The following is a 26,086-nucleotide window of genomic DNA, read 5'->3' on the forward strand; positions in this document are numbered from 1 at the left end:
CCTTGGCACAACCGCAGCGTCAACGGTGCTGGGGTTCTGAAGCGGGCTTTTTGGCGCCCGTTCCTATTTCTGCCAGCGCAAAGGGGGTTCTGCCGCCGCCGGGCGGGCTGCCGGTGGGAGGCTGCTGACCACCTGGTTGCGGCCCTGCTGCTTGCCCCGGTACAGCGCCTCGTCGGCACGGTGCACTGCGTCCAGCAGGCCCTCGTCCGCCTGCACGGTGGCCACGCCGATGGTGACGGTGACCTGCAAAGGCGGCGTGTGGCCGGGTTTGAACAGATCTGCACTGATGGCCTGGCGCAGCCGCTCTGCCAGGTGGTCGGCGCCCGGTGCGTCGGTGTCGGGCAGCAGGATCAGGAACTCTTCACCGCCCCAGCGGCAAATGCTGTCGCTGGCGCGGGTCACCCCCAGCGCCCGGCGGTAAAAGTCCTGCAGCACCTGGTCGCCTGCCTTGTGCCCCAGGGTGTCGTTGATGCGCTTGAAATGGTCGATGTCGCACAGCAGCAGGGCAATGGGCTGTGCCTGCCGGGGCTGGCGGGCCAGCTCGGCGCGGCCAATTTCCATGAGCCTGCGGCGGTTGATGGCGCCGGTGAGGGGGTCGGTCGATGCCTGCCGGGTCAGCACCTCTTGCGCCTGGGTCACCACGTTGTAGTAGCCCCGGGACAAGATGATGAACGTCAGCAGCAACGTGACGATGTTCTGGTAGCGCAGCAGGCTTTCCAGCGTGTTGCCCAGGGCGTAGACGGGTTCGTTCTGGCTGCTCCAGCCGTCCAGCCCCAGGTAGATGAACGACAGACACACCGCAATCGCATATTTGGTGGTTTTGTGGTCGTTCGATGACAGCATGGCCACCGGGATGACCGGGAGCATCAGGTAGTGAAACCCCGTGCCCCAGCCGATGAACACTGTGGCAGCCGCGGCGTGCACGGTGATTTCGCCAATCAGCAGCAACGTGGCCGCCCGCAGGTGCCCATCGGGGCGGGCCAGCCAAAAGGCCAGCGCATGCGTGGCCACGCTCAGCACATTCAGCGCCGCCAGGGCATCGACGTCAGCCCAGACAAACAGCGCGATGTACAGGCTGTGCACCAGCATGCACAGTGCTGATGCGTGCCGGATCAGCAAGCGGAAGTTGTCTGGTGGGGGCTCGATGGTGTGCATGGGGCCAAGGGGCTGGTGCGGTGTTGGGTGGAGCTGCAGAGGCTGAGTGAACTAGGCCCCCAGTGTCCTCCTGCGTGGGCGGGTTGTGGCTGGTGTTTTCACTGGGGGCTTTGGCGCTGCTTGACGGTGGCCTGCGAGATCGCCCACAGGGCTCCTTGAACAGGTTCTCAGTCCAGATGGTCTTGCGTATCGGGGTCGGGGACATCGCCAATGGCGGCGCGGGTGGCGGCGGCCTGGGTCTCCAGCCAGGCGCTGAAGGCCTGCACCTCGGGCCGGTGCCCGCTGCGCGGGCCCACCAGCATCCAGTAGGCCAGCGGCGAATCCAGCCGGTGCCCCGGCAGCACCTCGATCAGGTCGCCCGAGGCCAGCGCGTCGGCAATCAGCGGCATGCGGGCCAGCGCCAGCCCCTGGCCGCTGAGCGTGGCCTGCACGATCTGGTGCGCGTAGTTGAAGTACAGCCAGCGCTGGGGCTGCAGCTTGGGGCACTGCTGCACATCAAACCAGCGCCGCCAGCTCAGCCACTCCAGGTGCTGGGTGCGGTGCGCGTCGCCTGCTTCAATCAGGGTGAACTGGGCCAGGTCGGCCGGTTTGCGGATGGGGGGCGCTGTTTTCAGCAGCCAGGGGCTGGCCACCACGGCCAGTTGCTCGCCACACAGGCGGCGTGCGCCCTGCATGCCGGGGCCGGGCAGGGCGTAGCGCAGGGCAATGTCCACGTCCGAGGTGTCCAGGTCCACGCTCACGTCGCTGGCATCAATGCGCAGGTCAATGCCCGGGTGCTGGTGCTGAAACTCCTCCATGCGCGGAATCAGCCACATCGACGCAAAGCTGGCCCAGGTGGTGATGGCCACGCTTTTGCGCCCGGCGGTCTGGCGCACCAGGCGCACTGCGGCGTCCATGCGCTCCAGGGCGGGCACCACGGCGCGTTGCAGTTGTGCACCCGCGCTGGTCAGCTCCACCGCGCGGGTGTGGCGCAAAAACAGGGGTACACCCACTTCTTCTTCCAGCGCCTGGATCTGGCGGCTCACGGCCGATTGGGTCAAGGCCATCTCATCGGCCGCGGCCCGGAAGTTCAGGTGCCGGGCCACGGCCAGAAAGGCGCGCCAGTGCCCCACGGCGACGGGACGGGTGCGTTGGATGGCGGGGGCGTTGGGGTCGTTGGGCATGGCGCGGCGGTGGGTGTATTCATGCGGTCTTCGCATCAATAGGGTAGCGCGTTTTCATTGGACGCAAAGGGTTTGCAGCCGGATCATTGGGCCTCATTAAAGCCCTTCGTGGCAGAAAGGAGTCCCACATGCCATGCCATGTTGTTCCCGCATCGCAATCCTCCGTGAGTCCCGCCAGCCCCGCCGCCCTGTTGGCGGGATGCTGGAAGCTGGAGGCACGCCGCGCCCTCTCACTGCGCCCGCGTGAGCCTGGTGTGTTGGAAATTGCCCAGGGCCGGGCCTGGGTCACGCTGACCGGGGCCGCACAGGCCTTGCCCGCAGACCACGTGCTGCACGCCGGAGACCGCCTGAGCCTGTTGCCCGGCCAGCATGCGGTGGTCGAGGCCTGGGGGCTGCCTGGCGCGGTGGATGCTGCTGGCGCGCTGGCCTTTCGCTGGGACTGTGCCCTTCCCGCAGCAGGCCTTGTGGCATCTGCCCCTGTGCGTGCCGAGGGGGCTGCTGCCGTGGTGGTGTGCTGGGACCGCGCTGTGGCGCAACCCCTGCGCGATTTGCGCCTGGCCCTGGGGCAGGGCGGCCGCGCCGTGGTGGGGGCTGCGGCCGATGCCGCGGGTGCGGTGGGGCGGCTGGTGCTGGGCCTGGCGCGGTTTGCGGCCTACCGCCTGGCAGGGGCGTGGCCGCGCAGGCTGGCCTGAGTCCGTTAGCGCATTTTCTCAATCAAATGGGCTGCTAGCGCTTGCAGATAAAGCGCTAGCAGCTTCTATTTTGGTAGCGATTGGTGGGCAATTAGTGGGCGGTTGATTGGCGGTTAGTTGGCGGCCAGTGGGCGTCTGTCAGCCGCCATTGGCGCCGATAATGCGGGCAGGCCTGCGCAGTGGCGGCACTGCGGGCCACTCCACACCCCCCATTCCATGACGCAACTCGACATTCTCATCATGGCGGCCGGCAAGGGCACGCGCATGAAAAGCCGCACCCCCAAAGTGCTGCAACGCCTGGCTGGGCGCCCGCTGCTGCACCATGTGCTGGACCAGGCCGCGCACCTGCAGGCCCGCAGCGCCATCGTCATCACGGGGCACGGTGCTACAGAAGTAGAAGCGGCTACCGCTGGCGCAGCAAGCGCTGCAGGCAGTTTTGACCTCAAATTTGTGCGGCAGGAGCCGCAGTTGGGCACCGGCCACGCGGTGCAGCAGGCCGTGCCCCACCTGCGTGACGATGGCACGGCGGTCGTCCTCTCGGGCGATGTGCCCCTGACCCAGGCCGACACCCTGCGCGCCCTGGTGGCCGCCAGCGAAGGCCGCAAGCTGGCCCTGCTGACGGTGACCCTGCCCGACCCCACGGGCTACGGCCGCATCGTGCGCAACGCCGAAGGCGCCGTGCAAGGCATCGTCGAGCACAAAGACGCCACGGAAGCCCAGCGCGCCATCACCGAGGTCTACAGCGGCATCATGGCCGTGCCCGCGCGGCTGCTCACGCCCTGGCTGGCGCGGCTCACCAACCACAACGCGCAGGGCGAGTACTACCTCACCGACATCGTCGCCATGGCCGTGGCCGACGGTGTGCCCGTGGTCGCCCACCGCATCACCGACGCATTGCAGGTGGCGGGCGTGAACAGCCCGCTGCAACTGGCCGAACTGGAGCGCGCCCACCAGCTGCGCCAGGCCCGAGGGCTGATGGAGCAAGGCGTGCGCCTGGCCGACCCCGCCCGCTTTGACCTGCGCGACGACACCCGCACCGGCGTGCGCGGCGAGCTGGTCTGCGGGCAGGACGTGGAGATTGACGTGAACTGCGTCTTCACCGGCCGCGTGGAGCTGGGCGAGGGCGTGAGCATTGGCGCCAACTGCTGCATTGCCAATGCACGCATCGCGGCGGGCGCGGTGATCCACCCCTACACCCACATCGACGGCGAAAAGGCCGGAGCCACCGTGGGCGAGGGCGCCTTGATCGGCCCCTTTGCCCGCCTGCGCCCCGGCGCGCAGCTGGGCCGCGAGGTCCACATCGGCAACTTTGTCGAAGTGAAGAACAGCACGCTGGCCGACGGTGCCAAGGCCAACCACCTGGCCTACCTGGGCGACGCCACGGTGGGTGAGCGCGTGAACTACGGCGCAGGCAGCATCACCGCCAACTACGACGGCGCCAACAAGCACCGCACGGTGATCGAGGCCGATGTGCACGTGGGCAGCAACTGCGTGCTGGTGGCGCCGGTGACGATTGGCGCGGGTGGCACGGTGGGTGGCGGCAGCACCATCACCAAGAGCACCGAGCCTGGCGCACTGAGCGTAGCGCGTGGCAAACAAGTCAGCATTGCCAACTGGCAACGCCCGAAGAAGCAGCCGAAGGCTTGAGAAGCTGAGAACCGAGCGCCATGCTTGACGAAGACATGACCCCCGACCTCACCCCTGACCAGTTGCGCGCCGCCCTGGCTGCCAGCCAGCAGCAGGTGGCCGACATGGCGACTGCGCAAGAGGCGTTCTTGCGCGTGGTCTCGCACGACCTGCGTGCGCCGCTGCGCCACATCACGTCGTACGGCAAGCTGGTGCGAGAGGTGCTGGGCGACCTGCCTGCCGATGTGCTGCAAAGCCCGCCGCTGCAAGAGGCGCAAGAGTTCGTCGGCACCATGGAGCAGTCGGCCCGCCGCATGGCGCTGATGCTGGACGGGCTGCAGGCCCTGTCGCGCGTGGGCCGCGCACCGCTGCAACTGCAGCCGGTGGACCTGGCCGCAGCGGTGGCCAAGGCGCGGGCCGCCCTGTCCGCGTTGGCGGGCGCCGACGCTGTGCAGTGGGCGGTGGCCACCGGCCTGCCCACCCTGCAGGCTGACCCGGCCCTGCTGCACGAGTTGCTGGTGCAGTTGTTAGGCAACGCCCTCAAGTTCAGCCAACGCCAACCGGCTGCCTGCGTTGCCGTGCGCGCTGTGCCTGCGGAGCGCGGCGCTGGCTGGGTGGCGTGGGAGGTGCAAGACAACGGCGTGGGCTTTCACCCCGAGCGCGCTGCGGGCCTGTTCGGCATCTTCCAGCGCCTGCACCGCGAAACCGAATTTGACGGCGTGGGCGCAGGCCTGGCCGTGTGCCGCACCATTGCCGAGCGCCACGGCGCCCACATCACCGCCACGGCGGCGGTGGGGCAGGGCTGCACCGTGCGTGTGGAGTGGCCTGCGGCGGTGGTTATTTGCTATTGAAAAGATAGCTGCTGGCGCTTATTGGGTAGGCGCTAGTGGCACTTTTGTTTCAAACTTTGCCCGCTTGGTGCTGAAGAACGCCTTGGCGTTGCGCACGTTCGCATCGGCGGTGAACAGCCGCTGCGACAACGCCAGGTAGCCCGGCATGTCGCGCGTGTGCACCACCAGCACAAAGTCGGGCCCCGGCGACACGCGCCAGCACTGCTGCACCTCGGCATCGGCCACGGCGCGGGCTTCAAAGGCATCCAGCGCCTCGGTGCTCTGGCGGTCCAGGCTCACTTCCACAATGCAGGCCAGCCCGTGGCCCTGCACGGCGGCCAGCCGGTCGGGCTGCAGCAGGGCCACCTGCCGCTCGATCAGCCCCACATCGTGCAGCCGCTTGACCCGCCGCAGGCAGGTGGGGGGCGACACATGCACCCGCTCGGCCAAGGCCTGGTTGCTTTGGGCAGCATCGTGCTGCAGCAGGTCCAGCAGCTGCAGGTCGATCGCATCGAGTGATATGGATTCCATGATTGATTTGTTTTTGAAATTTAATTTCTCCGTAGTGAATTGTAGAAATTAAATTTCAAAATTGAAGATATGTTGAGTGCATATTTCTTTGGTGCCTGCCTACCATCGCCCCATCGGTTTTAACGGAGGCATCCACCATGTGCGGCATCGTCGGCGCGGTATCCACGCGCAACATCGTTCCCATCCTTGTGCAGGGCCTGCAGCGGCTCGAATACCGCGGCTATGACTCTTGCGGCGTGGCGGTGCATGCCGCCAGCCTCGATGCCTCGCGCCACGGCACGCCCCAGGGCGGCTTGCAGCGCGCCCGCAGCACCGCCCGTGTGGCCGAGCTACTGGAGCAGGTGGCCACCGACCATGTCGATGGCGCCACCGGCATCGCCCACACCCGCTGGGCCACGCACGGCGCGCCCGCCATGCACAACGCCCACCCCCACTTCAGCCACGGCACGGGCGATGCCGCAAGCCAGCCAGGCCGGGTGGCGCTGGTGCACAACGGCATCATCGAAAACCACGAAGAACTGCGCGCCGCCCTGCAGGCACGCGGCTACGTGTTTGTGAGCCAGACCGACACCGAAGTCATTGCCCACCTGGTCGACAGCCTCTACCAAGGCGATTTGTTTGAGGCCGTGCAGGCCACCGTGGCCCAGTTGCACGGCGCCTATGCGATTGCAGTCATCCACAAGGACGAGCCGCATCGCGTGGTGGGCGCACGCGCAGGCTCGCCGTTGATCTTGGGTGTGGGCAAGGACGCCAGCGCCGGTGCGTCGGCTTCCCGTGAGCATTTTCTGGCCAGCGACGCCATGGCCCTGGCGGGTGTGACGGACCAGATCGTCTACCTGGAAGAAGGCGACCTGGTGGACCTGCAACTGGGCCGCTACTGGATCGTGGGCAAGGACGGCAATGCCTTGACGCCCGCACAGCGCCCCGTGCGCACCGTGCTGGCCCACAGCGGCGCGGCCGAGCTGGGGCCCTATCGCCACTACATGCAAAAGGAAATCTTCGAGCAGCCCCGTGCCATTGCCGACACCCTCGAAGGCGTGGAAGGCATCGTGCCCGAGCTGTTTGACGGCGCAGGCCTGCACGGCGAGCCCGGTGCCGCCGCGTGGCGCGTGTTCAAGGAGATCGACAACGTCCTCATCCTGGCCTGCGGCACCAGCTACTACAGCGGCTGTGCCGCCAAATACTGGCTCGAAGAGATCGCGGGCATCCCCACCCAGGTGGAGGTGGCCAGCGAATACCGCTACCGCACCAGCGTGCCCAACCCGCGCACCCTGGTCGTCACCATCAGCCAAAGCGGCGAAACCGCCGACACCCTGGCCGCGCTGCGCCACGCGCAAAGCCTGGGCATGCAGCACACGCTCACCATCTGCAACGTCGCCACCAGCGCCATGGTGCGCGAATGCAAGCTGGCCTACATCACCCGCGCGGGTGTGGAGATTGGCGTGGCCAGCACCAAGGCCTTCACCACGCAACTGGCGGGGCTCTTCTTGTTGACGCTGGCCCTGGCGCAAAGCAAAGGCCGCCTGACGGCAGAGCAAGAAACCGCCCACCTCAAAGCCATGCGCCACCTGCCCGTGGCCCTGCAGGCCGTGCTGGCCCTGGAGCCGCAAATCATCAGCTGGGCCGAAGACTTCGCCCGCATGGAAAACGCACTCTTCCTGGGCCGGGGCTTGCACTACCCCATCGCCCTGGAAGGCGCGCTCAAGCTCAAGGAAATCAGCTACATCCACGCCGAGGCCTACCCTGCGGGTGAACTCAAGCACGGCCCACTGGCCCTGGTGACCAGCGCCATGCCGGTGGTGACCGTGGCGCCCAACGACGCGCTGCTGGAAAAGCTCAAGAGCAACATGCAGGAAGTGCGCGCCCGCGCCGGTGTGCTCTACGTGCTGGCCGACGCCGACACCCACATCGAAAGTGCCGAAGGCCTGCACGTGATCCGCATGCCCGAGCACTACGGCCCCCTGAGCCCACTGCTGCACGTGGTGCCGCTGCAGCTGCTGGCCTACCACACCGCCTGCGCACGGGGTACCGATGTGGACAAGCCACGCAACCTGGCAAAAAGCGTGACGGTGGAGTGAGTTAGAAGCGGTGGGTGACGCCAACCCCCCAGCGCAACACGTCGCTGGACACGCTGCCGTCACCGCGTTTGACTTCCAGTTGCCGCACTGCGGTGTACAGGCGTGTGCGCTTGGACAGGTCGTACGTCACCATGGCGCTGATGCCGCTGGCGTCGATCACCTTGCGGTCTTGTGCGTCGCGGTTAAGCGAGCTGGCGTAGCCCAGGGCCACGGTGGCTTGCCCAAAGGGCACATCCACGCCCACCTGGTATTCGTTGGCGGTTTGGCCGCCAGTCACGCGGTGGTCGGTTTGCCTTTGCAATGACGCGACCACGGTGAAGGCTTTGAAGCGGTGCTTGCCGGAAACCAGGTGGTAGCGGTTCTCGCCCGTGGTGTAGAACTCGCGCTGAAAGGAATAGCCCACGCGCGTGGTGTCGTCGTCATAGATCACATTGCCTGTCACGGTGCGGGGGGCGGCGGTGGCGGTGACGCCACCTTCGCCCATGCCCACGCTGACAGCGGCGCTGAAGTCGCGGTACTCGGGCGTTCCGTACTGGATGGTGTTGTTGGTGCGTGCGAGGTAGTCGCTTCCGCTCACTGCGGGCAGCCCGTTGCCTGCGGTGGTGCTGGCGGACCAGGTTTGGCCTGTCGATGCAAAGCCGGACGAGTCGTACAAGTGGTTGACGGGCCCGCGCAAGGCGTCGTAGGCCGTCAGCATGCGTCCGAGCTTGAGTTCGCCAAACGGCCCGCTCAGGCGCACAAAACTGTTGCGGTTGAAGCCGCCGTTGGAGGCAGACACGGTGCTGATGCCCCCGGTGTCGATGGCAATGCCTTGCTCCAGGACGAAGTTCAGCTTCAGCCCGCCGCCCAGGTCTTCGGTGCCCTTGATGCCCCACCGGCTGGCTTGGGCGCCGCCGCTCTCCACCATGCCCACCGAGCCGGTGGCTGCACCGGCCTTGGTTTTCTGTACACCAGCCCAGCCATCCACGATGCCGTAGAGCGTGAGGTGGTTGCTTTGGGCGTGTGCTGCCGTGGGGCCCCAGCCCAGGCAGGCGGCCAGGGCCAGCCCGCAAGTGGTGGCAGGGGCACGCAGGGATTTCAAACTTCGCACAAGAGTCTCCTTTGATTTATTAACATCAGTCGTCTGACGTGTTGGAGTGTGCGCAAAGTTGAAAATTTAGGGATTCGGACAAACCCGAGGTGGACCAGGGATCCTCTGCGCGAATCGAGCGGCAAGTGGGCACTGTGGATCGGGATGGGCTGCAAGGCGCAAAGCGCAGCAATAGCCGTAGCTGTTGCGAGCATTGGCAACGCCGCAGACCGCCCGAGCCCGCAGATGCACACGCTGATGCACGCGGCACGGTGATTGGTGCAGAGGATCCCTATGCGTCTCCGCGGGCAATGCGCAGTCGCTCGCGGCTGTGGATCAGGTGCATGAGCATGGCGGCGCGGGCGGCGGCGGCATCCTGGCGGCGGATGGCGTTGTAAATCTCTTCGTGCTCGCGCTGTGTGATTTCCTTGTTGTGCTCCAGCGAGGCGAGGGGTGCTCCGAATGAGGGAGCCTGGGGCGGTGTGTCGGCAGGGGTTGCGCGGGGGCGTGGAATGGTGGCGCTGCCCAGGTTGCGCAGCACCTCTTCAAAGTATTCATTGCCTGTGGCGCTGGCAATTTGCACATGGAAGTTGAAGTCGTCTTCCGTGGTGCTGGCGCCTGAGCGCCGGTGTTGTTCAAAGGCGTCCAGCGCCGCCCGCATGGCGATGAGGTGGGCGTCTGTGCGGCGCAGGGCCGCCAGGTGGGCGGCCTCTGATTCGAGGCTGATGCGCAGCTCCAGCATGGCCAGGACTTGCTGGATGCGAACGTCGCGTGACGTGGCGGCCAGCAGGGGGCGTGTTTGCTGAGAGCTCTCCAGCACAAAGGTGCCCACCCCTTGGCGTGTGGTCACCAGGCCGCTGGCCTGCAGCCGGGAGACGGCCTCGCGCACCACAGACCGGCTGACGCCAAATTCGCGCATCAACTCGGGCTCCGGGGGGACGCGGTCGCCTGGCTGGAGTGTGCCGTTGTGAATGCGTTCGGTCACGCCGTCGACCACGCGCTGGGGTTGGCTGATGGCGCGCGCTGGCGGGGTTGGGGTGGAGGTTTGTGCACTCATGAGGGGGTGGCCGGTGTGTTTCGACTATATCTTGCGGTGCTGGGTCTCTGGCTTGGCGCGGATGTGGGTGGTGTGCTGGGTTTAGGGTTTGTCCTGATTCGCTGGGCGTATGTCTAACTAACAATCAACTCATCAGACGACTGACGAGAAAATCTCATGAAAATCGAGCGTGTCACAGGCACCGTATTCACCTTTCCTACCTTCCGTGTCGTAGACAGCGCAGGGCATTCCCATCCAGGGCCTGAGACGCAAGGGCGCATGGCTATGCTGACCATCACCACAGACGATGGGCACCAAGGCCACGCCTTTGCCCCCCCTGAAGTGATTCGGCCGTATGTGGTGGAGTCCTATGCGCGCAAGGTGCTGGTGGGGGCCGACCCCTTCATGCGTGAAAAGCTCTGGATGTCTTTGGAGCATTGGCAGCGTGGCAGTGCGGGTCAATTTACCGACCGGGCTTTGGCTGCCATCGAGCAGGCGCTGTGGGACTTGGCCGGGCGTGCGCTGGGGCAGCCGGTCTATCGGTTGCTGGGCGGCTATCGGGACAAGGTGCCCGCTTATGGCAGCACCATGTGCGGTGACGAGTTGAAAGGGGGCTTGTCCACCCCCGAGGAATATGCGGCCTTTGCCGAGAAATTGGTGGCGCGTGGCTACAAGGCCATCAAGCTGCACACTTGGATGCCTCCGGTGTCGTTTGCGCCCGATCCGGGCATGGACATCAAGGCCTGTGCGGCCGTGCGTGAGGCCGTCGGGCCCCACATTGCGCTGATGCTCGACGGCTACCACAACTACAGCCGCATGGATGCGCTGCGCATCGGCCGCGCGCTGGAGAAGCTGAACTTTGCCTGGTTCGAGGAAATGATGAACGAGCAGAGCATGGCGTCCTATGCCTGGCTGTCGTCGCAGCTGGACATTCCCATCGTGGGGCCTGAGAGCCTGGGCGGCAAGCACCACAGCCGTGCGGATTGGGTGCGCGCCGGGGCCTGCGATATTCTGCGGGCGGGCGTGCCGGGCGTGGGCGGGATCACCCCCACCTTGAAGGTGGCCCACTTGGCGGAATCGTTTGGGATGGACTGCGAAGTGCATGGCAACGGCGCCGCCAACCTGGCGGTGTGTGCCGCCATTCGCAACTGCCGCTGGTACGAGCGCGGGCTGCTGCACCCATTTTTGGAATACGACGACAAGCCCGCCTACCTGCGCAGCCTGCCCGACCCGATGGACCGCGATGGCTTTGTGCATTTGTCGCAGCAGCCGGGCTTGGGGGAGGATATTGATTTCGAGTACATCGAGGCGCACGCCGTGTCTCGCTACTGATGTTGGAGTGGTTGATTCAGGCTGCCACCCCGTTGCCCTTGTGCGTCCCTCGCGTCCCTTAACTACTTTCAGCTTTCCTAAGCGCATTTGCCATGCCAAGCCAATTTGAGAGCATGCCCTCCTCGCCTGCGTTGCTGCACCGTCGGCAATGGATGGCGATGGCGTTGACGGCAGGTGCCGCCACGGCGCTATGGCCTGCCGCCCACGCAGTGGCCGTGCAGGTAACGCCCTCTGCCACGCCGCAAGACCAGCTGATCATGGGGATCAGCATGAACAACCTGCTGTCTCTGGACCCGGCCGGTGCCACGGGAAATGGCGTGGTGGAGATTGCGGCCAACCTCTACGACTTCCTCATCGAACTCCATCCCGAGGACACCACGCGCATTGAGCCTGGACTGGCGCAGCGCTGGGAGGTGGGGGCCGACGGGCGCAGCCTGGTCTTTCACCTGCGCGAGGGGGCGCGGTTTCAGTCCGGAGCGCCCGTCACTGCGCAGGATGCGGCCTGGTCGCTGCACCGGGTCTTGCGCCTGAACCTGGCACTGGCCACGCCTTGGAAGGGCTATGGCTTTACCGCCAAAAATGCAGAGCGCCAGATCCGCGCCCTGGATGAGCACACCTTGCGCATCGATCTGCCGATTGCCACCGATCCGAAGATGGTGCTCTATACCTTGGCCACGTCGGTGAGCGCCGCCGTGCTGGACCGGCAGACCGTGCTCTTGCACGAAAAAGACGGTGACCTGGGCGCTGCCTGGCTCAACACCCATGCGGCGGGCTCGGGAGCGTTCCGGTTGGACCAGTGGCGGGCCAAAGAGATTTTGATGATGAGCCGCTTTGACGGGTACTGGCGCGGGCCTGCCCGATTGCGCCGGGTGGTCATGCGGCACATGACGGAATCGCAGTCGCTGCGTCTCATGCTGGCGCGTGGCGATCTGGACATGGCCACGGGGCTGTCGGTGCCGGACATCCAGGCGCTCAAGACCACGCCCGGCATGGTGGTGCACACAGTGCAGCGCGGGACGATGTACTACGTGGCCATGAGCATGCAAGACAGCAAGTTTGCCGATCCGCGGGTGCGGCAGGCGGTGCGCAGCCTTATCGACTACCAGGGTATCGACCGTGCTGTGATGCCCTTTTACGGGCGGCTGCAGCAGCGGCCTGTGCCCCTGGGTTTGTCGGCCACGTTGCCGCAGCCCGGGTATGTGCTGGACGTTCCGGCGGCGCGAGCGTTGTTGGCGCAAGCGGGTTTGGGTGACGGGTTTGACACCACGATCCGGGTGGTGGCCGAAGCGCCTTTCATCAACATTGCCACCAGCGTGCAGTCCACCTTGGCGCAGGCGGGTATCCGCGCATCGGTGCTGCCGGGCACGGGCAACCAGGTCTACGGGGCCATGCGCGAGCGCAAGTTCGAGATCGTGGTGGGGCGGGGTGGGGGTGGGGCCGAGCCCCATCCTCACTCCAGTTTGCGGGCCTTGGCCTACAACCCTGACAACCGCGATGCCGCCCGCCTGACCAACTTCCAGGGCTGGCGGACCGGGTTTTACAGCCCACGGTTGAACGGGATGATTGAGCAGGCCTTGCTGGAGCCAGACCCAGGGGCGCAACAGCGGGCGTACCAGGCCATTCAGCGGGTATACGAAGACGAGGTGGGGCCCATCTTGCCGATCTCCCAGATGGTCGAGACCGTGGTGTACCGCAACACCGTGCAAGGCTATGTGGGGCACCCTTCGGCAACCACCCGTTTGCATGGTGTGTTCAAGGCATCGGCGCCATTGGGTGCGGCGGGCCATGGCTGAATGGCAGGCACTGCGCTTCCGGGCGATCGTGGGCCTTGGAGTCGCCCTGATGGCGGTGCCAAAGGCCTTTGACCCGAGCGCAGATGGGCCTGCCGAGCGTTTGTTCAATCAATAGACTGTCTGAATAAAGACAGCACGGAGACAGATTCACATGTCCACATCCATAGCCTTGCCTGCACACGGCGAGTCTCGTGCACGCCGCTTTGCGCGCCAGTTCCATTCGGTTGGGGCGCGGGCGCTGACGGTCTTGATGACTTTGCTGGGCCTCTTGGCGCTGACCTTCGTCATTGGCCGGGTCATGCCATTGGACCCGGTGCTCTCCATCGTGGGGCCTGACGCCGACCGATCGACCTATGAACAGGTGTACCGGCAACTGGGGCTGGACAAGCCCTTGTGGGTGCAATTTGGCTACTACCTGCGCGACCTGTTGCACGGCAACCTCGGGCAAGCGGTATTGACGGGCCACCCCGTGGTGAGTGACCTGGCGCGGGTGCTGCCCGCAACGATAGAGCTGGCCACGCTGGCCATCTTGCTGGGAACGGGCCTGGGGGTTCCCTTGGGCGTGTATGCCGCCACGCGCAAGGGGCGCTGGGGTGACCATTGCATGCGCTTGTTCAGCCTCATGGGCTATTCCACGCCGGTCTTCTGGTTCGGCATGATGGGGTTGCTGGTCTTCTATGCCTGGCTGGGTTGGGCCGGAGGCATCGGGCGGGTGGGGATTGCCTTTGAGGGGGCCGTTCCGGTCGTCACAGGGTTCTTGTTGGTGGACACCCTCTTGTCAGGCGACGTTGCAGCCTTTCGCAGTGCCTTGCGGCACATCACCTTGCCCGCGTGCATTCTGGGCTTGCACTCCATGGCCTACATCAGCCGCATGACGCGCAGCTTCATGCTGGCCCAGCTGTCGCAAGAGTACGTGCTGGCCGCAAGGGTCAAGGGCCTGCCGGAGCGCACGGTGGTGTGGGGCCACGCCTTTCGCAACATCCTGGTGCAACTGCTCACCATCGTGGCGCTGGCCTACGGTGGGTTGCTGGAAGGGGCAGTGCTGATTGAAACCGTTTTTGGGTGGCCAGGTTTTGGCCAGTACCTCACCAGCAGCCTGTTGCTGGGCGACATGAGTGCCGTCATGGGATCGGTGCTGGTGGTGGGGGTGATCTTCGTGGTGATCAACCTCGTCACCGATGCGCTGTACCGGGTGTTTGACCCCCGCACCCAGCAGCAACGCTAAAGCCCACGCCGTCGCTACCGCTTACGCCCAGGGAATATCCCGATGAACACCTCTCAGACCTTGAACCCTTCGGCCGATGTTGCCGCTGTGCCCATAGCCATGTCCCAGTCTGCACCCACCACCCAAGCCACCACCGCCACCCAGGCCCTGCTGCGCGAGCTGGCACGCATGTCGCGCCGTTTGCTGCGCAATCCGCTGACGGCTGCCGGTGTGGCCGTGATTTTGGGGCTGGTGGCAGTCGCGCTATTTGCGCCGTGGATTGCAACCCAAGGCCCCTATGCGCAAGACCTCTCTGCGGCCTTGCAAGCGCCCAGCGCTGCGCACTGGTTTGGCACCGATGAGTACGGCAGAGACGTCTTCTCTCGCCTGGTGCATGGCGCGCGCATCACGCTGTATGTGGTGGCGTTGGTGACGGTGATCGTGGGGCCCATTGGCTTGCTGGTGGGCATTGTTTCGGGCTACTTTGGTGGATGGGTGGACACCGCCATGATGCGCGTGACCGACATCTTCCTGTCGTTTCCTGGCTTGGTGCTCGCCCTGGCGTTTGTGGCGGCCTTGGGGCCTGGCCTGGACCATGCTGTCATCGCCATCGCATTGACCAGCTGGCCCCCGATTGCGCGCTTGGCACGGGCCGAGACCCTGTCGCTGCGGCACGCCGACTTCATCACCGCAGCACGCCTGCAAGGCGCGTCTGCCTCGCGCATTCTGCTGCGGTACATCGCGCCGCTGTGCCTGTCGTCGGTGGTGGTGCGCCTGACCATGAACATGGCCAGCATCATCCTGACGGCGGCAGGGCTGGGCTTTCTGGGGCTGGGGGCGCAGGCGCCGCTGCCCGAGTGGGGCGCCATGATTTCCGAGGGGCGTCGGTACATGCTGGATTCGTGGTGGCTGGTGGCTGCACCCGGCGGTGCCATTTTGTTGGTCAGCCTCGCGTTCAATCTGCTGGGTGATGGTTTGTATGACGTACTGGACCCGCGCAGCGAATAAGCACCAAGGAATCGAGGCACACATGACAACCTCCAGCGAATCCCCTCTTTTGCAAGTGCAGGATCTGCGCGTGCAGTTCACCTCGCCCGACGGCAGCACATCCAACGCCGTGCGCGGAGTCTCTTTCGCGCTAGGGCGCGAGAAGCTCGGCATTGTGGGCGAATCGGGCTCGGGCAAGTCCACCGTGGGCAGGGCCTTGCTGGGGTTGCACCCGCGCAATGCCAAGGTAGACGCCACCCGATTGCAGTTTGATGATGTCAACCTGCTGCAGGCCAGCGCGGCACAAATGCGCGGGATACGCGGGCGGCGCATGTCCATGATCATGCAAGACCCGAAGTACTCGCTGAATCCGGTCATGCGCGTTGGCGACCAGATTGCAGAGGCCTACCTGGCCCACCACCGCGCCAGCCGAGCACAAGCGCGCCAGCAGGTGCTAGCCATGCTGGAGTCCGTGCGCATCCGCGACCCTGAGCGGGTGTACGGGCTCTATCCCCACCAGGTCTCGGGGGGGATGGGGCAGCGCATCATGATCGCCATGATGCTGGTCCCTCAGCCCGAGGTGGTGATTGCGGACGAGCCCACGTCCGCGCTGGATGTCTCGGTACGCATGCAGGTGCTGGACGTGCTCAATGAGCTGGTCGCCAGCAGAGGGCTGGGCCTGATTTTCATCAGCCACGACCTGAACCTGGTGCGCCACTTCTGTGACCGTGTGCTGGTGATGTATGCCGGGCGCGTGGTGGAGAGCATTGCCGCTGCAGACCTGGGCCAAGCCCGCCATCCCTACACCCGCGGACTGTTGGAGGCGCTGCCCAGCATGCAGAACCGGCGTGAGCACCTTCCCACCCTGCAACGCGACCCGGCCTGGGTTGACGGAGTCGCCGCATGATTGACGTTGAACAACTGAGCCTCTCTTTTGGGCAAGGCACTGGCGCCGCACGCGTGCTGCACGATGTCTCGTTTTCTGTGGCACAAGGAGAGTCCTTTGGCCTAGTGGGCGAGTCTGGCTCTGGCAAGACCACCTTGCTGCGCTGCCTGGCGGGCCAGTTCATGCACTGGAGTGGCGCCCTGCGCCTGGGAGGCCAACCGCTGGGACGTACATTCGATCGCGCCAGGGCCCGCATGGTGCAGATGGTCTTTCAAGACCCCTATGGCTCACTGCACCCGCGCCACACGGTGCAAACTACGCTGGCCGAGCCGTTGCAAATCCACCAGATGGACGCCCAGGATGAGCGCATTGGCGCGATGCTGCGCAAGGTGGGGCTGGACGACAGTTTCAGGCACCGGTATCCGCACCAGCTGTCCGGGGGGCAACGTCAGCGCGTGGCGATTGCGCGGGCGCTTATCTTGGAGCCTCGGGTGCTGCTGCTGGACGAGCCGACCTCGGCATTGGATGTCTCGGTGCAAGCTGAAATCCTCAACCTGCTCGTATCGCTGCGCAAGCAGGAGGGCCTGACGTACCTCTTGGTCACGCACGACCTGGGGGTGGTGGCGCACCTCTGTGATCGGGTGGGGGTGATGCAGCAAGGCCGCATCGTTGAAACCATCGACACTGCCTCCCTGTGCTTCGGGGCTGCCCAGCATGCCTACACCCAGATGCTGGTGGAGACCACTCTCATGCACGGACTGCACGTGCATGCGCAGACGGACGACGCGTGCGCCATGCCCGCCTGACCTGCGGGCTACCGTCTACAGCGCGGATGCCACGTTGGCATCGCAGCCACACATCAGCCCTGCTTTGGTGGCGGGCTCTTGGGCAGGGCGCGCAGCTTCCATCGCAGCGCTGCGCCCGCCATCGTGGCGGCAAACAGGCCGATGGCCACGGCATTGAGCAGTGCGCCGTTGCCCCGCCATGTGAGGTCATGCAGGCCAGCGAACAGCCGCACCACCAGTGACAGGTGCAGTGCCAGCAGGGGCAGATAGAAAAGGCGGCTGAACGGCAGCTTGATGCGCGCGATGGCAGGCAGGATCACTGGCGCATGGCCCATGATCATGCTCACGATGAAGCCCAGCCCCAGCGCGTGCAGGGCGGCGTCGCGCAAGGGCCAGCCCAGGGCTGTGGCCACCCAGGCGATCCCTGCCAGGGCCAGCCAGGCGTAGCCACCCAGCAGGCAAACGGCCATATAGCGTGGCAGCCCTGGGGCAGCCACGGTGCGCCGTGCAATGTCAAAAACGCCGAGCCACAGCGCCAGCAGCAACAGCGAAAGGCCGTAGAGCACACCACCTGTGCTCGCCGAGAAGATGGTCACGCTGGCCCCTGCGACCAGGGCGATCAGCAGCACGCCCAGCGCCAGCTGGGCGCCTGGCCGCCGGCGCATGAGCCGCGTCATCTCCAGCCGCTCGGCGGCAATCGTCATCACCAGGAAGGCAAACCACCAGGGCAGGCAGGCCGTGTTGCCCGGCTGGTGCCAAAACAGCAGGCAACCCACCAGCCATGCGAGTGCGCCCGCCAGCAACAGAGCGGTGTGGGCTGCACGCTGGCGCTGCACTACCACCAGGTTGACCCCTACAAAGACGGCGGCCGCGATGCTGAGCAAACCTGCGGCCACAGAGGTTTGCGCCGCCATCAGGCACAGCCCGCCCGCGCCGGACGCGGCGGGTGCCAGCCAGGCAAACAGTCGTTTCACGGCCACGGCCCGTTCGATGCCGATGACGGTGCCCATGAACCCGCACACCATCAAGGCGCCGTGGGCCACGGCGGCGTGGCCTGCCCAGCCAGTGGGGGCCATGGCCTGTGGGAGTGGCACCCCTGCACGCAGCAAACCACCGGCCATGCCCCCAGCAAGGCCGCGATGCCCAGAGCCAGCACCACCAAAGGCCAGGCGCTGGCTTTGGCCGCCGCCGCTGGGTTGTGGGCGAGGTGGGTGGGCTGGGGAGGGTTCACCATCCCATGAAGCGCTTGGCGCTCGGGCTCATGCGTTCGGTGGTCCACGGTGGCTCCCAGACCAGTTCCACCTGAATCTGCAAATCGGGCGGCATGTCGCGGTCCAGTTCGGTTTCGATCTCTTCGATGATCAGCTCGGTCACCGGGCAGGCCGCAGAGGTCATGGTGACCAGGGCATGGAGCTTGCCTGCGGTCACCGTGACGCCGTAGATCAAGCCCACATCCACCACATTCATGGCCACCTCCGGGTCCACCACGCGGCGCAACGCGGTCAAGATGGGCTGACGCAGCTCCTCTGGGCCGTTGTAGGGAAAGGGGGCTGGATCGGTGTGACTGGTCATAAGGTGGTGCCATCAAGTGGCATGCGGCTCAATCAAAAAGCGGTTATGCCGTGGATACATACCGCCTGTGAGCGGATTAAACACCAGGCACCCAACTCCACAGCCCCCCGTCGATCAAGGTTTCCATGGTTTCATGAGGCTGGCGCAATGCCCTGCCTTCAGCCCCGCTGCTGCAAAAGCCCCGGGTGCTTGGCGACTACCACCTCAACGGCGTGACCACGCACCTGCAGGAGGGGCGGGTGTTTTGAGGCGGCGGGCGCTTCAGGCTCACGGTTTTGAATGAAATGATGCGCTAGCGCAACCAGATAAAGCGCTGGTAGCTATTGTTTTAATAGCATTTGCGGCCTGTATCGCCACGGCGCAGTGGATTGGGGGCGCCCGCAACGCGCTGCGGGGTTGGTTGCACTGGCGCACACGGGCCGCGTGCCCCGGGCATGCCAAGGGGCCATGCGCCGCCAGCCGCCACCCGCTGCCAGCAGCACGCGGGCTGCAAAGTCGGGTAACTTCGGGGCAGAGCATTCCTTGACCCGGGCATTTGGCCCATCACCCCCCAACGCACATGACCCGCGCCGCCCCAGCCCTTGCCCTCACGGCCCCAGTCTCCATCGCCCCAGTCTCCGTGGCCGCACTTGACCCCCGCATTGCGGGCCTGCGTTGGCAGAACGCCTGCGCCTGTGTGGCCCCGCAGGGAGAGCGCGCATGAGCGCGACCCCACCCCTGGCCGCCAGCGGTGCCCTCGGCGAGGCCGCACCGGTGCCGCGCACCTACGGGCTGGTTGCGCACCGGCGGCACCGCACCGCGCATGGCAGCGCGCACACCTGCGCATTGGCGCATTGGGCCCACGCAAGCGAGCCCGCTGTGCGGGCCCTGCAACTGCGCATTGCCGCCGTGGGTGGGGCTGCCGATGCGCTGGAGCGGCTGGGCTTGCTGCAGACCTTGCCCGCATTGCACCGCCTGCCGTATGGGCACGAGGGTGGGTTGATGAAGCTGGTCTCCCGCGTGGCAGGGGGCATTCGGCCTGAGGATGAGCTGGCCGGTGTGGTCTACCTGATGGACCCGCTGGACCCGTCCTCGCTGTACCCCGAGGCGCAAGCGCTCAAGCGCCAATGCATCACCCACCGCAAGCCGCTGCTGCTCACCGTGGCTGCGGCCATTGAATGGATGGCGGTGGAGTGGGCCAACGCCGGTGGCCCCGCGTTGCGTGGTGGCGCGGCAGGCGGCATCCGGCCCCTGGCGCAGCAGGCGCTGGCCTTGATTGCGCACGACTCCATGAAGGCGCGCATGGTGGAGTTTGCAGACCAGCATTTCGAGGTGCTGTCGCGCACGCCGGTGCGCTACGCCACGGGTACCACGGGGCGCAAGCTCAACGAACTGGCCTGGGCCCGGGGTTGGCCTGCCGACACGCCCTGGGTGCACCCGTTTCGCAGCGGCCCCATGGGCGGCGATGCCCAGATTGCCGAGCTGGTGCTGGACCGCCGCTGCCAGAAGGTGGTCTTTTTTGAAGACGTGCACGTGGCCCGCCAGCACGAGGCGGACATCCAGCTGCTGGAGCGCGCCGTGTGCTCGGTGGGTGATGAGGCCGCCTGCCTGCACACCTTTGACATGGCCGACGCCTGGGCGAGGGCCTGGCGCTAGCGCGTGTTGCCGCTAGCCCCGCGCGGCCTCAAGGATGCCAGTGGCTGGCACGCGCAGGCACCGCGCTGGTGGCCGAGGTGTTGCCAGCCAGTGCATAAGACAAGGCATTGGCGGCGGTGACCACGGTCTGTGCCAGGGTCTCCAGCTTGGCCATGGGCAGGCGCGATGCGGGCCCGGAAATGCACACCGAGCCCAGCAGGCGCCAGTGCATGCCAAACACAGGGGCCGACACGGTGGCCACGCCTTGCTCGCGCTCGCCAATCGAGCAGTGGTAGCCGCGCCTGCGGATCTCCTCATACACATCGCCCGGCTCGCCTGAAAACGCCAGGATCACGCGCCCGGGCGAGCCTTTGTCCAGCGGCAACCCCTCGCCCATGCGCGCGTGGTGGCGCAGGGCTTGCGGCCCCTCCACCCGTACCAGGCAGGTGCGCACATTGCCTTCGCGCACGTAGAAAGCGGCGCTCTCACCGCTGGCCTGGGTGAGGGCGCGCAGCGCGGGCTCCAGCACGTTTTGCACATCAAAGCCCGCCTGGTAGCGCGCGCCCAGCCAGCCCGCTGCGGGGCCCAGGCGCCACTCGCCATCGTCGCGCTGCACCATGTACCCCGACAGGGCCAGGGTGCGTGCCAGGCGCAGCACGGTGGTCTTGTGCAGGCCGCAGCGGCGGCTCAGCAGGGCCAGCGAGAGGTGCGATTCGCCCAGCGCAAAGGCTTCGAGCAACTGCAGTGCGCGGGTCACGGCAATCACCCCGCCGCTTTCCTTGGTGGCATCGCTGTCTGTGGGGGGGGCAACGGCGGGTGAACGGGCCGCAGCAGGGGGGGGCAAAGGGGCTGCTGCGGCTGGAGGGCGGGCGCGTGGCAGGCGGTTGCTCATGGTGCAATGTGTTTCGTTGTGCGAAACGCAATTGTATGGGTTGAAACGTTTTTATAAAGTCGCGCCACACCACGCAGCAAGCGTGGGACCGGTACACCCATCACGGAGACAAATCGCCATGCCTATTTCCACGCCCACGCGTTCCTTGCGTTCGCGCCTGTTTGTGGCAGCTGCCGCTGCTCTGGCCCTGGCCCTGCCCACCGCCTCGGTGCTGGCACAAGCCGCCTACCCCAACAAGCCCATCCGCCTCATCGTGCCGTTCCCGCCCGGCGGCGGCACCGACATGATTGCGCGCACCGTGGCGCAAAAACTGGCGGACCAGAACAAGTGGAACGTCATCGTGGACAACCGCCCCGGCGCAGGCGGCAACCTGGGGGTGGACGCCACCGCCAAGTCCGCGGCCGACGGCTACACGCTGGTCATGGGCCAGACCAGCAACCTGGCGATCAACCCCTCGCTCTACGCCAAGCTGCCCTACGACCCGATCAAGGACCTGGCCCCTGTGGCGCTGGTGTCTTCCTCGCCCATCGTGATGGCGGCACCGGCCAACTCGCGCTTCAAGACTTTTGCCGACGTGGTGGCCGCGTCCAAGGGCAAGCCCGATGCGCTCACCCTGGGGTACTCGGGCAACGGCACCGTGGCCCACCTGGCGGGTGAACTTGCTGAAAACGCCGCAGGCATCCAGCTGCGCCACATCCCCTACAAGGGCGCGGCCCAGGCCATGACGGACCTGGTGGGTGGGCAGATTGATCTGTACATGTCTTCCGTACCCACACTGCTGGGGCAGGTGCGCAATGGCAAGCTCAAGATCCTGGCCATCACCTCGGCCAAGCGCTCATCGCAACTGCCCGATGTGCCCACGCTGGCAGAGCAGGGCTACAAGGGCTTTGAAGCCGTGACCTGGTTCGGCATCCTGGCGCCCGCAGGCACGCCCGCCCCCATCGTGGCGCAGCTCAACAAGGCCATCAACCAGGCGCTGCAGCAAGCGGATGTGATTGACAAACTCAAGTCCGAAGGTGGCGATGTGCTGGGCGGCACCTCAGAGCAGTTCAGCGCCTTGCTGCGTACCGAAGTTCCTCGCTGGGCCAAGATCGTGAAGGACTCGGGCGCCAGCCTGGACTGATAGCGCCGCGCCACGCTCATCCCCGCTGACAGCCCATCGCCATGACCCGCGATTGCTTTGCTACGCCCGTACCGTTCTCGGCGGGTACGGCCGCACCGCACACCGCGCTGCCTGCGGGGGCGTGCGACAGCCACATGCACGTGTACGACCAGCGCTTTCCCGCAGCGCCGGGGGCAAAGCTGCTGCCGCCCGATGCGTCGGTGCAGGACTACCGCGCGCTGCAGCAGCGCCTGGGCACCGAGCGCACGGTGCTGGTCACGCCATCCACCTACGGTTCGGACAACCGCTGCATGTTGCAGGGCCTGGCCGCGTTGGGTACGCAGGCCCGGGGCGTGGCCGTGATCGATGGCAGCGAGAGCGATGCCCAGCTGCAAGCCCTGCACGACGCGGGCGTGCGCGGCGTGCGGCTCAATCTGTCGCTGGGCGTCACCGGCACGGTCGATGCCATCGTGCCCCTGGCCCAGCGCATTGCACCGCTGGGCTGGCACTTGCAACTGCTGATGCCGCCCGATGTGCTGGCCACGCTGGGCGATGTGCTGCGCCGTGTGCCCGTGCCGCTGGTGTTTGACCACCTGGGCCGCATCGCCCCCGAGCAAGCCGGGAAGCACCCAGCCCACGCACTGCTGCTGCAGCTGCTGGGCGAGGGCAGGGCCTGGGTCAAGCTCTCGGGCGGCTACATCGTCAGCGCCACCCACGCGGTGGACGACCCGGCGCTTGACGCGCTGGCCGCCAGCTACCTGCGTGCCGCTCCGCTGCAGGTGCTGTGGGGCAGCGACTGGCCCCACGCCACCGCCAGCGCTGGCCTGCACCCCGTGCCGGACGACGCATTGCAAATCGACACCCTGGCGCGCTGGTGCGATCAGGCCGGTGCCGATGCGCTGCACCGCGTGCTGGTCACCAACCCTGCCGCGCTCTACGGCTTCTCGCCGGTCTCGACTTCTTCATCCCCCACCCCTGTCTGAGGGCCTTGCACCATGACCTCTTTGGTATCTCCCCTATCCACGCACGGCGCGCAGCGCCGCCACCTGTTGACCACCCTGGCCCTTGCGGGCGCTGGCGTGGGGGCGGGGCTGCCCGCCTGGGCGCAAAACGATTGGCCTGCGGGCAAGCTCATCACCTGGGTGGTACCGTACCCCGCCGGTGGCAGCACCGATGTGCTGGGCCGCAACATCGCCCTCAAGCTGGGCGCGGCCCTGTCCACCAACGTCATCGTGGACAACAAGGCCGGCGCCACGGGCACCATTGGCGCGGCCTACGTGGCCAAGGCGGCGCCCGACGGGCTCACGCTGCTGGGCACCTCCATCGGCCCGCAGGCCATCGCCCCGCACCTGATGGCCAAGCTGCCCTACGACCACATCACGGCGTTCGAGCCCGTGATCACCGTGGGCACCATTCCCCACATCCTGGTGGTGGGCTCCAATCAGCCGTTCAAGACGGTGGCGGACCTGCTGGCCGCCGCCAAGGCCCAGCCCGGCAAGCTGGCGTTTGCCTCGGGCGGCAACGGCACCATTTTGCAAATGCAGGGCGAGCTGCTGCAGCAGCAAACCGGCGCGCGCTTTATCCATGTGCCCTACAAGGGCGACACCCCCGCGCTGCAAGACACGCTGGCCGAGCAGGTGCAGTTCATGTTTGCCCCCGCAGCCGCTGCACTGCCGCATGTGCAGTCGGGCAAGTTGCGCGCCCTGGCCGTCACGTCGGCCCAGCGCCTCAAGGCCCTGCCTGCCGTGCCCACCATGGGCGAGGCGGGGCTCAAGGACTTTGTGGTGGAGCAGTGGCAGGCCGTGTTTGCGCCCGCCAAGACGCCCGCCGCCATCGTGCAGCGCTTGAACCGCGAAATCGCCGCCACGCTGAAAGACCCCGCCCTCATCGCCCTGGCCGACAAGCTGGGCGTGACGCTGGTGGGCGGCACGCCCCAGCAGCTGGGCGACCTGCAAAAGGCCGACTCGGCCAAGTGGGCCAAGGTCATCAAAGACGGAAACATCAAGGCCGACTGATACCCGCGATCCCCCCATTGTCAAAAAAGCAAAACGCTGCTTCTTCGTTTTCATTACTTCAACCGGACCACTCCCATGAGCCAACTCCCTGAAATCATCCGCACCATCGACCGCGTGAGCGGCGACGTCGTGGCCCAAGCCTCTACCTACCAAGCCGCCATCCTGGCCGACGTGGCAGGCCGCCGCGGCACCATGCATGGCCGCGTGGCGCCTGTGCACCAGTCCATGAAGGTGGCTGGCCCCGCTTTCACCGTGGAAGTGCGCCCTGGCGACAACCTCATGATCCACGCCGCCATCGCCCTGGCCCAGCCGGGTGATGTGCTGGTGATTGATGGCAAGGGCGACCAGACGGCGGCGCTGATGGGCACGCTGATGCTCAGCGCCTGCAAGAAGCGCGGCCTGGCGGGTGTGATCGTGGACGCCTCCATCCGCGACAAGCTGGAAATTCTGGAGCTGGACTTCCCCGTGTTCAGCGCGGGCTTCAACCCTGCAGGGCCCACCAAGTACGTGCCCGGCCGCATCAACCACCCCATCAGCGCCGGTGGCGCGGTGGTGAACCCGGGTGACCTAGTGGTGGGCGACGCCGACGGCGTGGTCGTCATCGAGCGCGAAAAAGCCCCCGCCATGCTGGCCCTGGCAGACAAGAAGGTGGCCGACGAAGCCGCCCGCATCGAAGCCATCGCCCGTGGCGACACCGCATCGAAATGGCTGCCCGCCGCCCTGCGCGCTGCGGGTGTTTTGAAGGAAGGGGAATCGCTGTGAGCAACGCTACCCACCCCGTCATCATCGTGACCGGCGCCGACCTGGCGCAACAAGCCCTCGACCTGCTCACAGGCTACGAGATCGTCTACGCAGGCAAAACGCCGACGGAAGAGGACATGGTGGCCCTGTGCGGTGCGCACAACCCCGTGGCCATCATCGTGCGCTACGGCAAGGTGGGCGCTTCGGTGATGGACGCGGCCCCCGCGCTCAAGGTCATCTCCAAGCACGGCAGCGGCACCGACACCATCGACAAGGTGGCTGCCAAGGCCCGTGGCATTGAGGTAGTGGCCGCCGTGGGCGCCAACGCTGCCGCCGTGGCCGAGCAGGCCTTGGCCCTGTTGCTGGCCTGCGCCAAATCGGTGGTGGCATTGGATGCGCGCATGCACGCTGGCCACTGGGACAAGGCCACGCACAAGAGCCTGGAGCTGGGCGGCCGCACGGTGGGCCTGGTGGGCCTGGGCGCCATCGGTCTGCGCTTTGCCAAGATGGCCGACGCCTTGGGCATGCGCGTGATCGGCTTTGATCCGTTTGCCAAGAACCTGCCCGCGTACGTGCAGGCGGTGGATCTGGAGACGATCTGGCGCGAATCGGATGCCATCTCGTTGCACTGCCCGCTGACCGACGAAAACCGCAACCTGCTGAACGCCGCCACGCTGGCGCAATGCAAGCGTGGCGTGATTGTGGTGAACACGGCACGTGGTGGCCTGATCGACGAGGCCGATCTGCTCGCCGCCGTGCGCTCGGGCCAGGTCATGGCGGCGGGGCTCGACAGCTTTGCGGTGGAGCCCATGACGGCGGGCCACCCCTTCCAGGGCGAGAAGCACTTCATCCTCAGCCCCCACATCGGCGGCGTGACGAGCGATGCCTACGTGAACATGGGCGTGGGCGCCGCCCAGAACCTGCTGGCCGTGCTGGCCCGCAGCGCTGTGGCAGCCTGAGCGCCGTTCCATCCACAACAACAA

At 66.3% G+C, this 26,086-nt stretch carries 25 protein-coding genes; 17 read left to right on the forward strand and 8 right to left on the reverse strand.

The features are described 5' to 3' along the window. Positions 1-63 precede the first annotated feature (63 nt). Positions 64-1,155: a diguanylate cyclase gene (locus EAG14_RS03410; protein WP_099742036.1), complete on the reverse strand. Its 1,092-nt coding sequence runs from the start codon at positions 1,153-1,155 to the stop codon at positions 64-66. A gap of 167 nt (positions 1,156-1,322) precedes the next feature. Beyond that, entirely contained in the window at positions 1,323-2,318 is a 996-nt protein-coding gene (locus EAG14_RS03415) for a LysR substrate-binding domain-containing protein (protein ID WP_121453250.1), read from the reverse strand. Between the two features lie 128 nt (positions 2,319-2,446). Here EAG14_RS03415 and EAG14_RS03420 point away from each other — a divergent pair, with 128 nt between their 5' ends. The 3 genes from EAG14_RS03420 to EAG14_RS03430 all read left to right on the forward strand — a co-directional run bounded on the left by EAG14_RS03420 (position 2,447) and on the right by EAG14_RS03430 (position 5,487). Then, on the forward strand, positions 2,447-3,010 hold the full coding sequence (locus EAG14_RS03420) for a DUF2917 domain-containing protein (protein ID WP_099742035.1): 564 nt from the start codon (positions 2,447-2,449) through the stop codon (positions 3,008-3,010). 216 nt (positions 3,011-3,226) lie between these two features. Further along, a complete protein-coding gene (gene glmU, locus EAG14_RS03425) occupies positions 3,227-4,657 on the forward strand; it encodes a bifunctional UDP-N-acetylglucosamine diphosphorylase/glucosamine-1-phosphate N-acetyltransferase GlmU (RefSeq protein WP_121728062.1) in 1,431 nt (476 codons plus the stop codon). A 20-nt stretch (positions 4,658-4,677) separates the two neighbouring features. After that, positions 4,678-5,487, forward strand: a complete 810-nt coding sequence (locus EAG14_RS03430; RefSeq protein WP_240456919.1) for an ATP-binding protein — start codon at positions 4,678-4,680, stop codon at positions 5,485-5,487. 18 nt (positions 5,488-5,505) lie between these two features. On the opposite strand, the gene EAG14_RS03435 is transcribed toward EAG14_RS03430, so the two are convergent. Beyond that, a complete protein-coding gene (locus EAG14_RS03435) occupies positions 5,506-5,997 on the reverse strand; it encodes an Lrp/AsnC family transcriptional regulator (RefSeq protein ID WP_121728063.1) in 492 nt (163 codons plus the stop codon). 137 nt (positions 5,998-6,134) lie between these two features. On the opposite strand from EAG14_RS03435, the gene glmS reads away from it, so the two are divergent. Continuing rightward, positions 6,135-8,075: a glutamine--fructose-6-phosphate transaminase (isomerizing) gene (glmS, locus tag EAG14_RS03440; protein ID WP_121728064.1), complete on the forward strand. Its 1,941-nt coding sequence runs from the start codon at positions 6,135-6,137 to the stop codon at positions 8,073-8,075. Between the two features lies 1 nt (position 8,076). Here glmS and EAG14_RS03445 read toward each other — a convergent pair whose 3' ends face one another. Together EAG14_RS03445 and EAG14_RS03455 are read right to left on the reverse strand one after the other, a co-directional pair. Continuing rightward, positions 8,077-9,165 (reverse strand): porin, encoded by a 1,089-nt coding sequence (locus EAG14_RS03445; RefSeq protein ID WP_162995899.1) that lies wholly within the window; start codon positions 9,163-9,165, stop codon positions 8,077-8,079. A gap of 271 nt (positions 9,166-9,436) precedes the next feature. Beyond that, positions 9,437-10,201, reverse strand: coding sequence for a FadR/GntR family transcriptional regulator (locus tag EAG14_RS03455; protein WP_121728067.1), 765 nt, complete (start codon positions 10,199-10,201; stop codon positions 9,437-9,439). 156 nt (positions 10,202-10,357) lie between these two features. On the opposite strand from EAG14_RS03455, the gene EAG14_RS03460 reads away from it, so the two are divergent. The 6 genes from EAG14_RS03460 (at position 10,358) to EAG14_RS03485 (ending at position 17,188) form a co-directional block, all read left to right on the forward strand. Continuing rightward, on the forward strand, positions 10,358-11,512 hold the full coding sequence (locus EAG14_RS03460) for a mandelate racemase family protein (protein WP_099656634.1): 1,155 nt from the start codon (positions 10,358-10,360) through the stop codon (positions 11,510-11,512). 92 nt (positions 11,513-11,604) lie between these two features. Continuing rightward, positions 11,605-13,305, forward strand: coding sequence for an ABC transporter substrate-binding protein (locus EAG14_RS03465; RefSeq protein WP_240456920.1), 1,701 nt, complete (start codon positions 11,605-11,607; stop codon positions 13,303-13,305). A 151-nt stretch (positions 13,306-13,456) separates the two neighbouring features. Then, positions 13,457-14,530, forward strand: coding sequence for an ABC transporter permease (locus EAG14_RS03470; protein ID WP_099656633.1), 1,074 nt, complete (start codon positions 13,457-13,459; stop codon positions 14,528-14,530). A 99-nt stretch (positions 14,531-14,629) separates the two neighbouring features. Then, positions 14,630-15,517 (forward strand): ABC transporter permease, encoded by an 888-nt coding sequence (locus tag EAG14_RS03475; protein WP_199173520.1) that lies wholly within the window; start codon positions 14,630-14,632, stop codon positions 15,515-15,517. A 22-nt stretch (positions 15,518-15,539) separates the two neighbouring features. Further along, positions 15,540-16,403, forward strand: coding sequence for an ABC transporter ATP-binding protein (locus tag EAG14_RS03480; protein ID WP_099656632.1), 864 nt, complete (start codon positions 15,540-15,542; stop codon positions 16,401-16,403). Next, positions 16,400-17,188, forward strand: a complete 789-nt coding sequence (locus EAG14_RS03485) for an ABC transporter ATP-binding protein (RefSeq protein ID WP_121728068.1) — start codon at positions 16,400-16,402, stop codon at positions 17,186-17,188. The genes EAG14_RS03480 and EAG14_RS03485 overlap by 4 nt, the downstream gene beginning before the upstream one ends. A 53-nt stretch (positions 17,189-17,241) precedes the next feature. On the opposite strand, the gene EAG14_RS03490 is transcribed toward EAG14_RS03485, so the two are convergent. Together EAG14_RS03490 and EAG14_RS03495 are read right to left on the reverse strand one after the other, a co-directional pair. Beyond that, positions 17,242-18,261: a hypothetical protein gene (locus EAG14_RS03490; RefSeq protein WP_240456921.1), complete on the reverse strand. Its 1,020-nt coding sequence runs from the start codon at positions 18,259-18,261 to the stop codon at positions 17,242-17,244. 133 nt (positions 18,262-18,394) lie between these two features. Next, positions 18,395-18,739, reverse strand: coding sequence for a metal-sulfur cluster assembly factor (locus EAG14_RS03495; protein ID WP_121728070.1), 345 nt, complete (start codon positions 18,737-18,739; stop codon positions 18,395-18,397). 559 nt (positions 18,740-19,298) lie between these two features. Here EAG14_RS03495 and EAG14_RS22640 point away from each other — a divergent pair. Beyond that, positions 19,299-19,442: a hypothetical protein gene (locus tag EAG14_RS22640; RefSeq protein ID WP_162995901.1), complete on the forward strand. Its 144-nt coding sequence runs from the start codon at positions 19,299-19,301 to the stop codon at positions 19,440-19,442. After that, a complete protein-coding gene (locus EAG14_RS03500) occupies positions 19,439-20,374 on the forward strand; it encodes a methylglyoxal synthase (RefSeq protein WP_240456922.1) in 936 nt (311 codons plus the stop codon). The genes EAG14_RS22640 and EAG14_RS03500 overlap by 4 nt, the downstream gene beginning before the upstream one ends. A 28-nt stretch (positions 20,375-20,402) precedes the next feature. Here the strand turns inward: EAG14_RS03500 and EAG14_RS03505 are convergent, their stop codons facing one another. Then, positions 20,403-21,245 (reverse strand): IclR family transcriptional regulator, encoded by an 843-nt coding sequence (locus EAG14_RS03505; RefSeq protein ID WP_121728071.1) that lies wholly within the window; start codon positions 21,243-21,245, stop codon positions 20,403-20,405. 118 nt (positions 21,246-21,363) lie between these two features. Here EAG14_RS03505 and EAG14_RS03510 point away from each other — a divergent pair, with 118 nt between their 5' ends. The 5 genes from EAG14_RS03510 (at position 21,364) to EAG14_RS03530 (ending at position 26,062) form a co-directional block, all read left to right on the forward strand. Continuing rightward, complete coding sequence (locus EAG14_RS03510; protein WP_099742026.1) at positions 21,364-22,368, forward strand: tripartite tricarboxylate transporter substrate binding protein; 1,005 nt, start codon at positions 21,364-21,366, stop codon at positions 22,366-22,368. A gap of 41 nt (positions 22,369-22,409) precedes the next feature. Beyond that, on the forward strand, positions 22,410-23,330 hold the full coding sequence (locus EAG14_RS03515) for an amidohydrolase (RefSeq protein WP_121728072.1): 921 nt from the start codon (positions 22,410-22,412) through the stop codon (positions 23,328-23,330). A 12-nt stretch (positions 23,331-23,342) separates the two neighbouring features. Continuing rightward, a complete protein-coding gene (locus EAG14_RS03520; protein WP_121728073.1) occupies positions 23,343-24,362 on the forward strand; it encodes a tripartite tricarboxylate transporter substrate binding protein in 1,020 nt (339 codons plus the stop codon). Between the two features lie 75 nt (positions 24,363-24,437). Then, on the forward strand, positions 24,438-25,124 hold the full coding sequence (locus EAG14_RS03525; RefSeq protein ID WP_121728074.1) for an RraA family protein: 687 nt from the start codon (positions 24,438-24,440) through the stop codon (positions 25,122-25,124). Then, positions 25,121-26,062 (forward strand): NAD(P)-dependent oxidoreductase, encoded by a 942-nt coding sequence (locus tag EAG14_RS03530; protein ID WP_205603495.1) that lies wholly within the window; start codon positions 25,121-25,123, stop codon positions 26,060-26,062. The genes EAG14_RS03525 and EAG14_RS03530 overlap by 4 nt, the downstream gene beginning before the upstream one ends. Positions 26,063-26,086: the final 24 nt, after the last annotated feature.

The sequence above is a fragment of the Acidovorax sp. 1608163 genome (genome assembly GCF_003669015.1).
GTDB lineage: Bacteria > Pseudomonadota > Gammaproteobacteria > Burkholderiales > Burkholderiaceae_C > Acidovorax.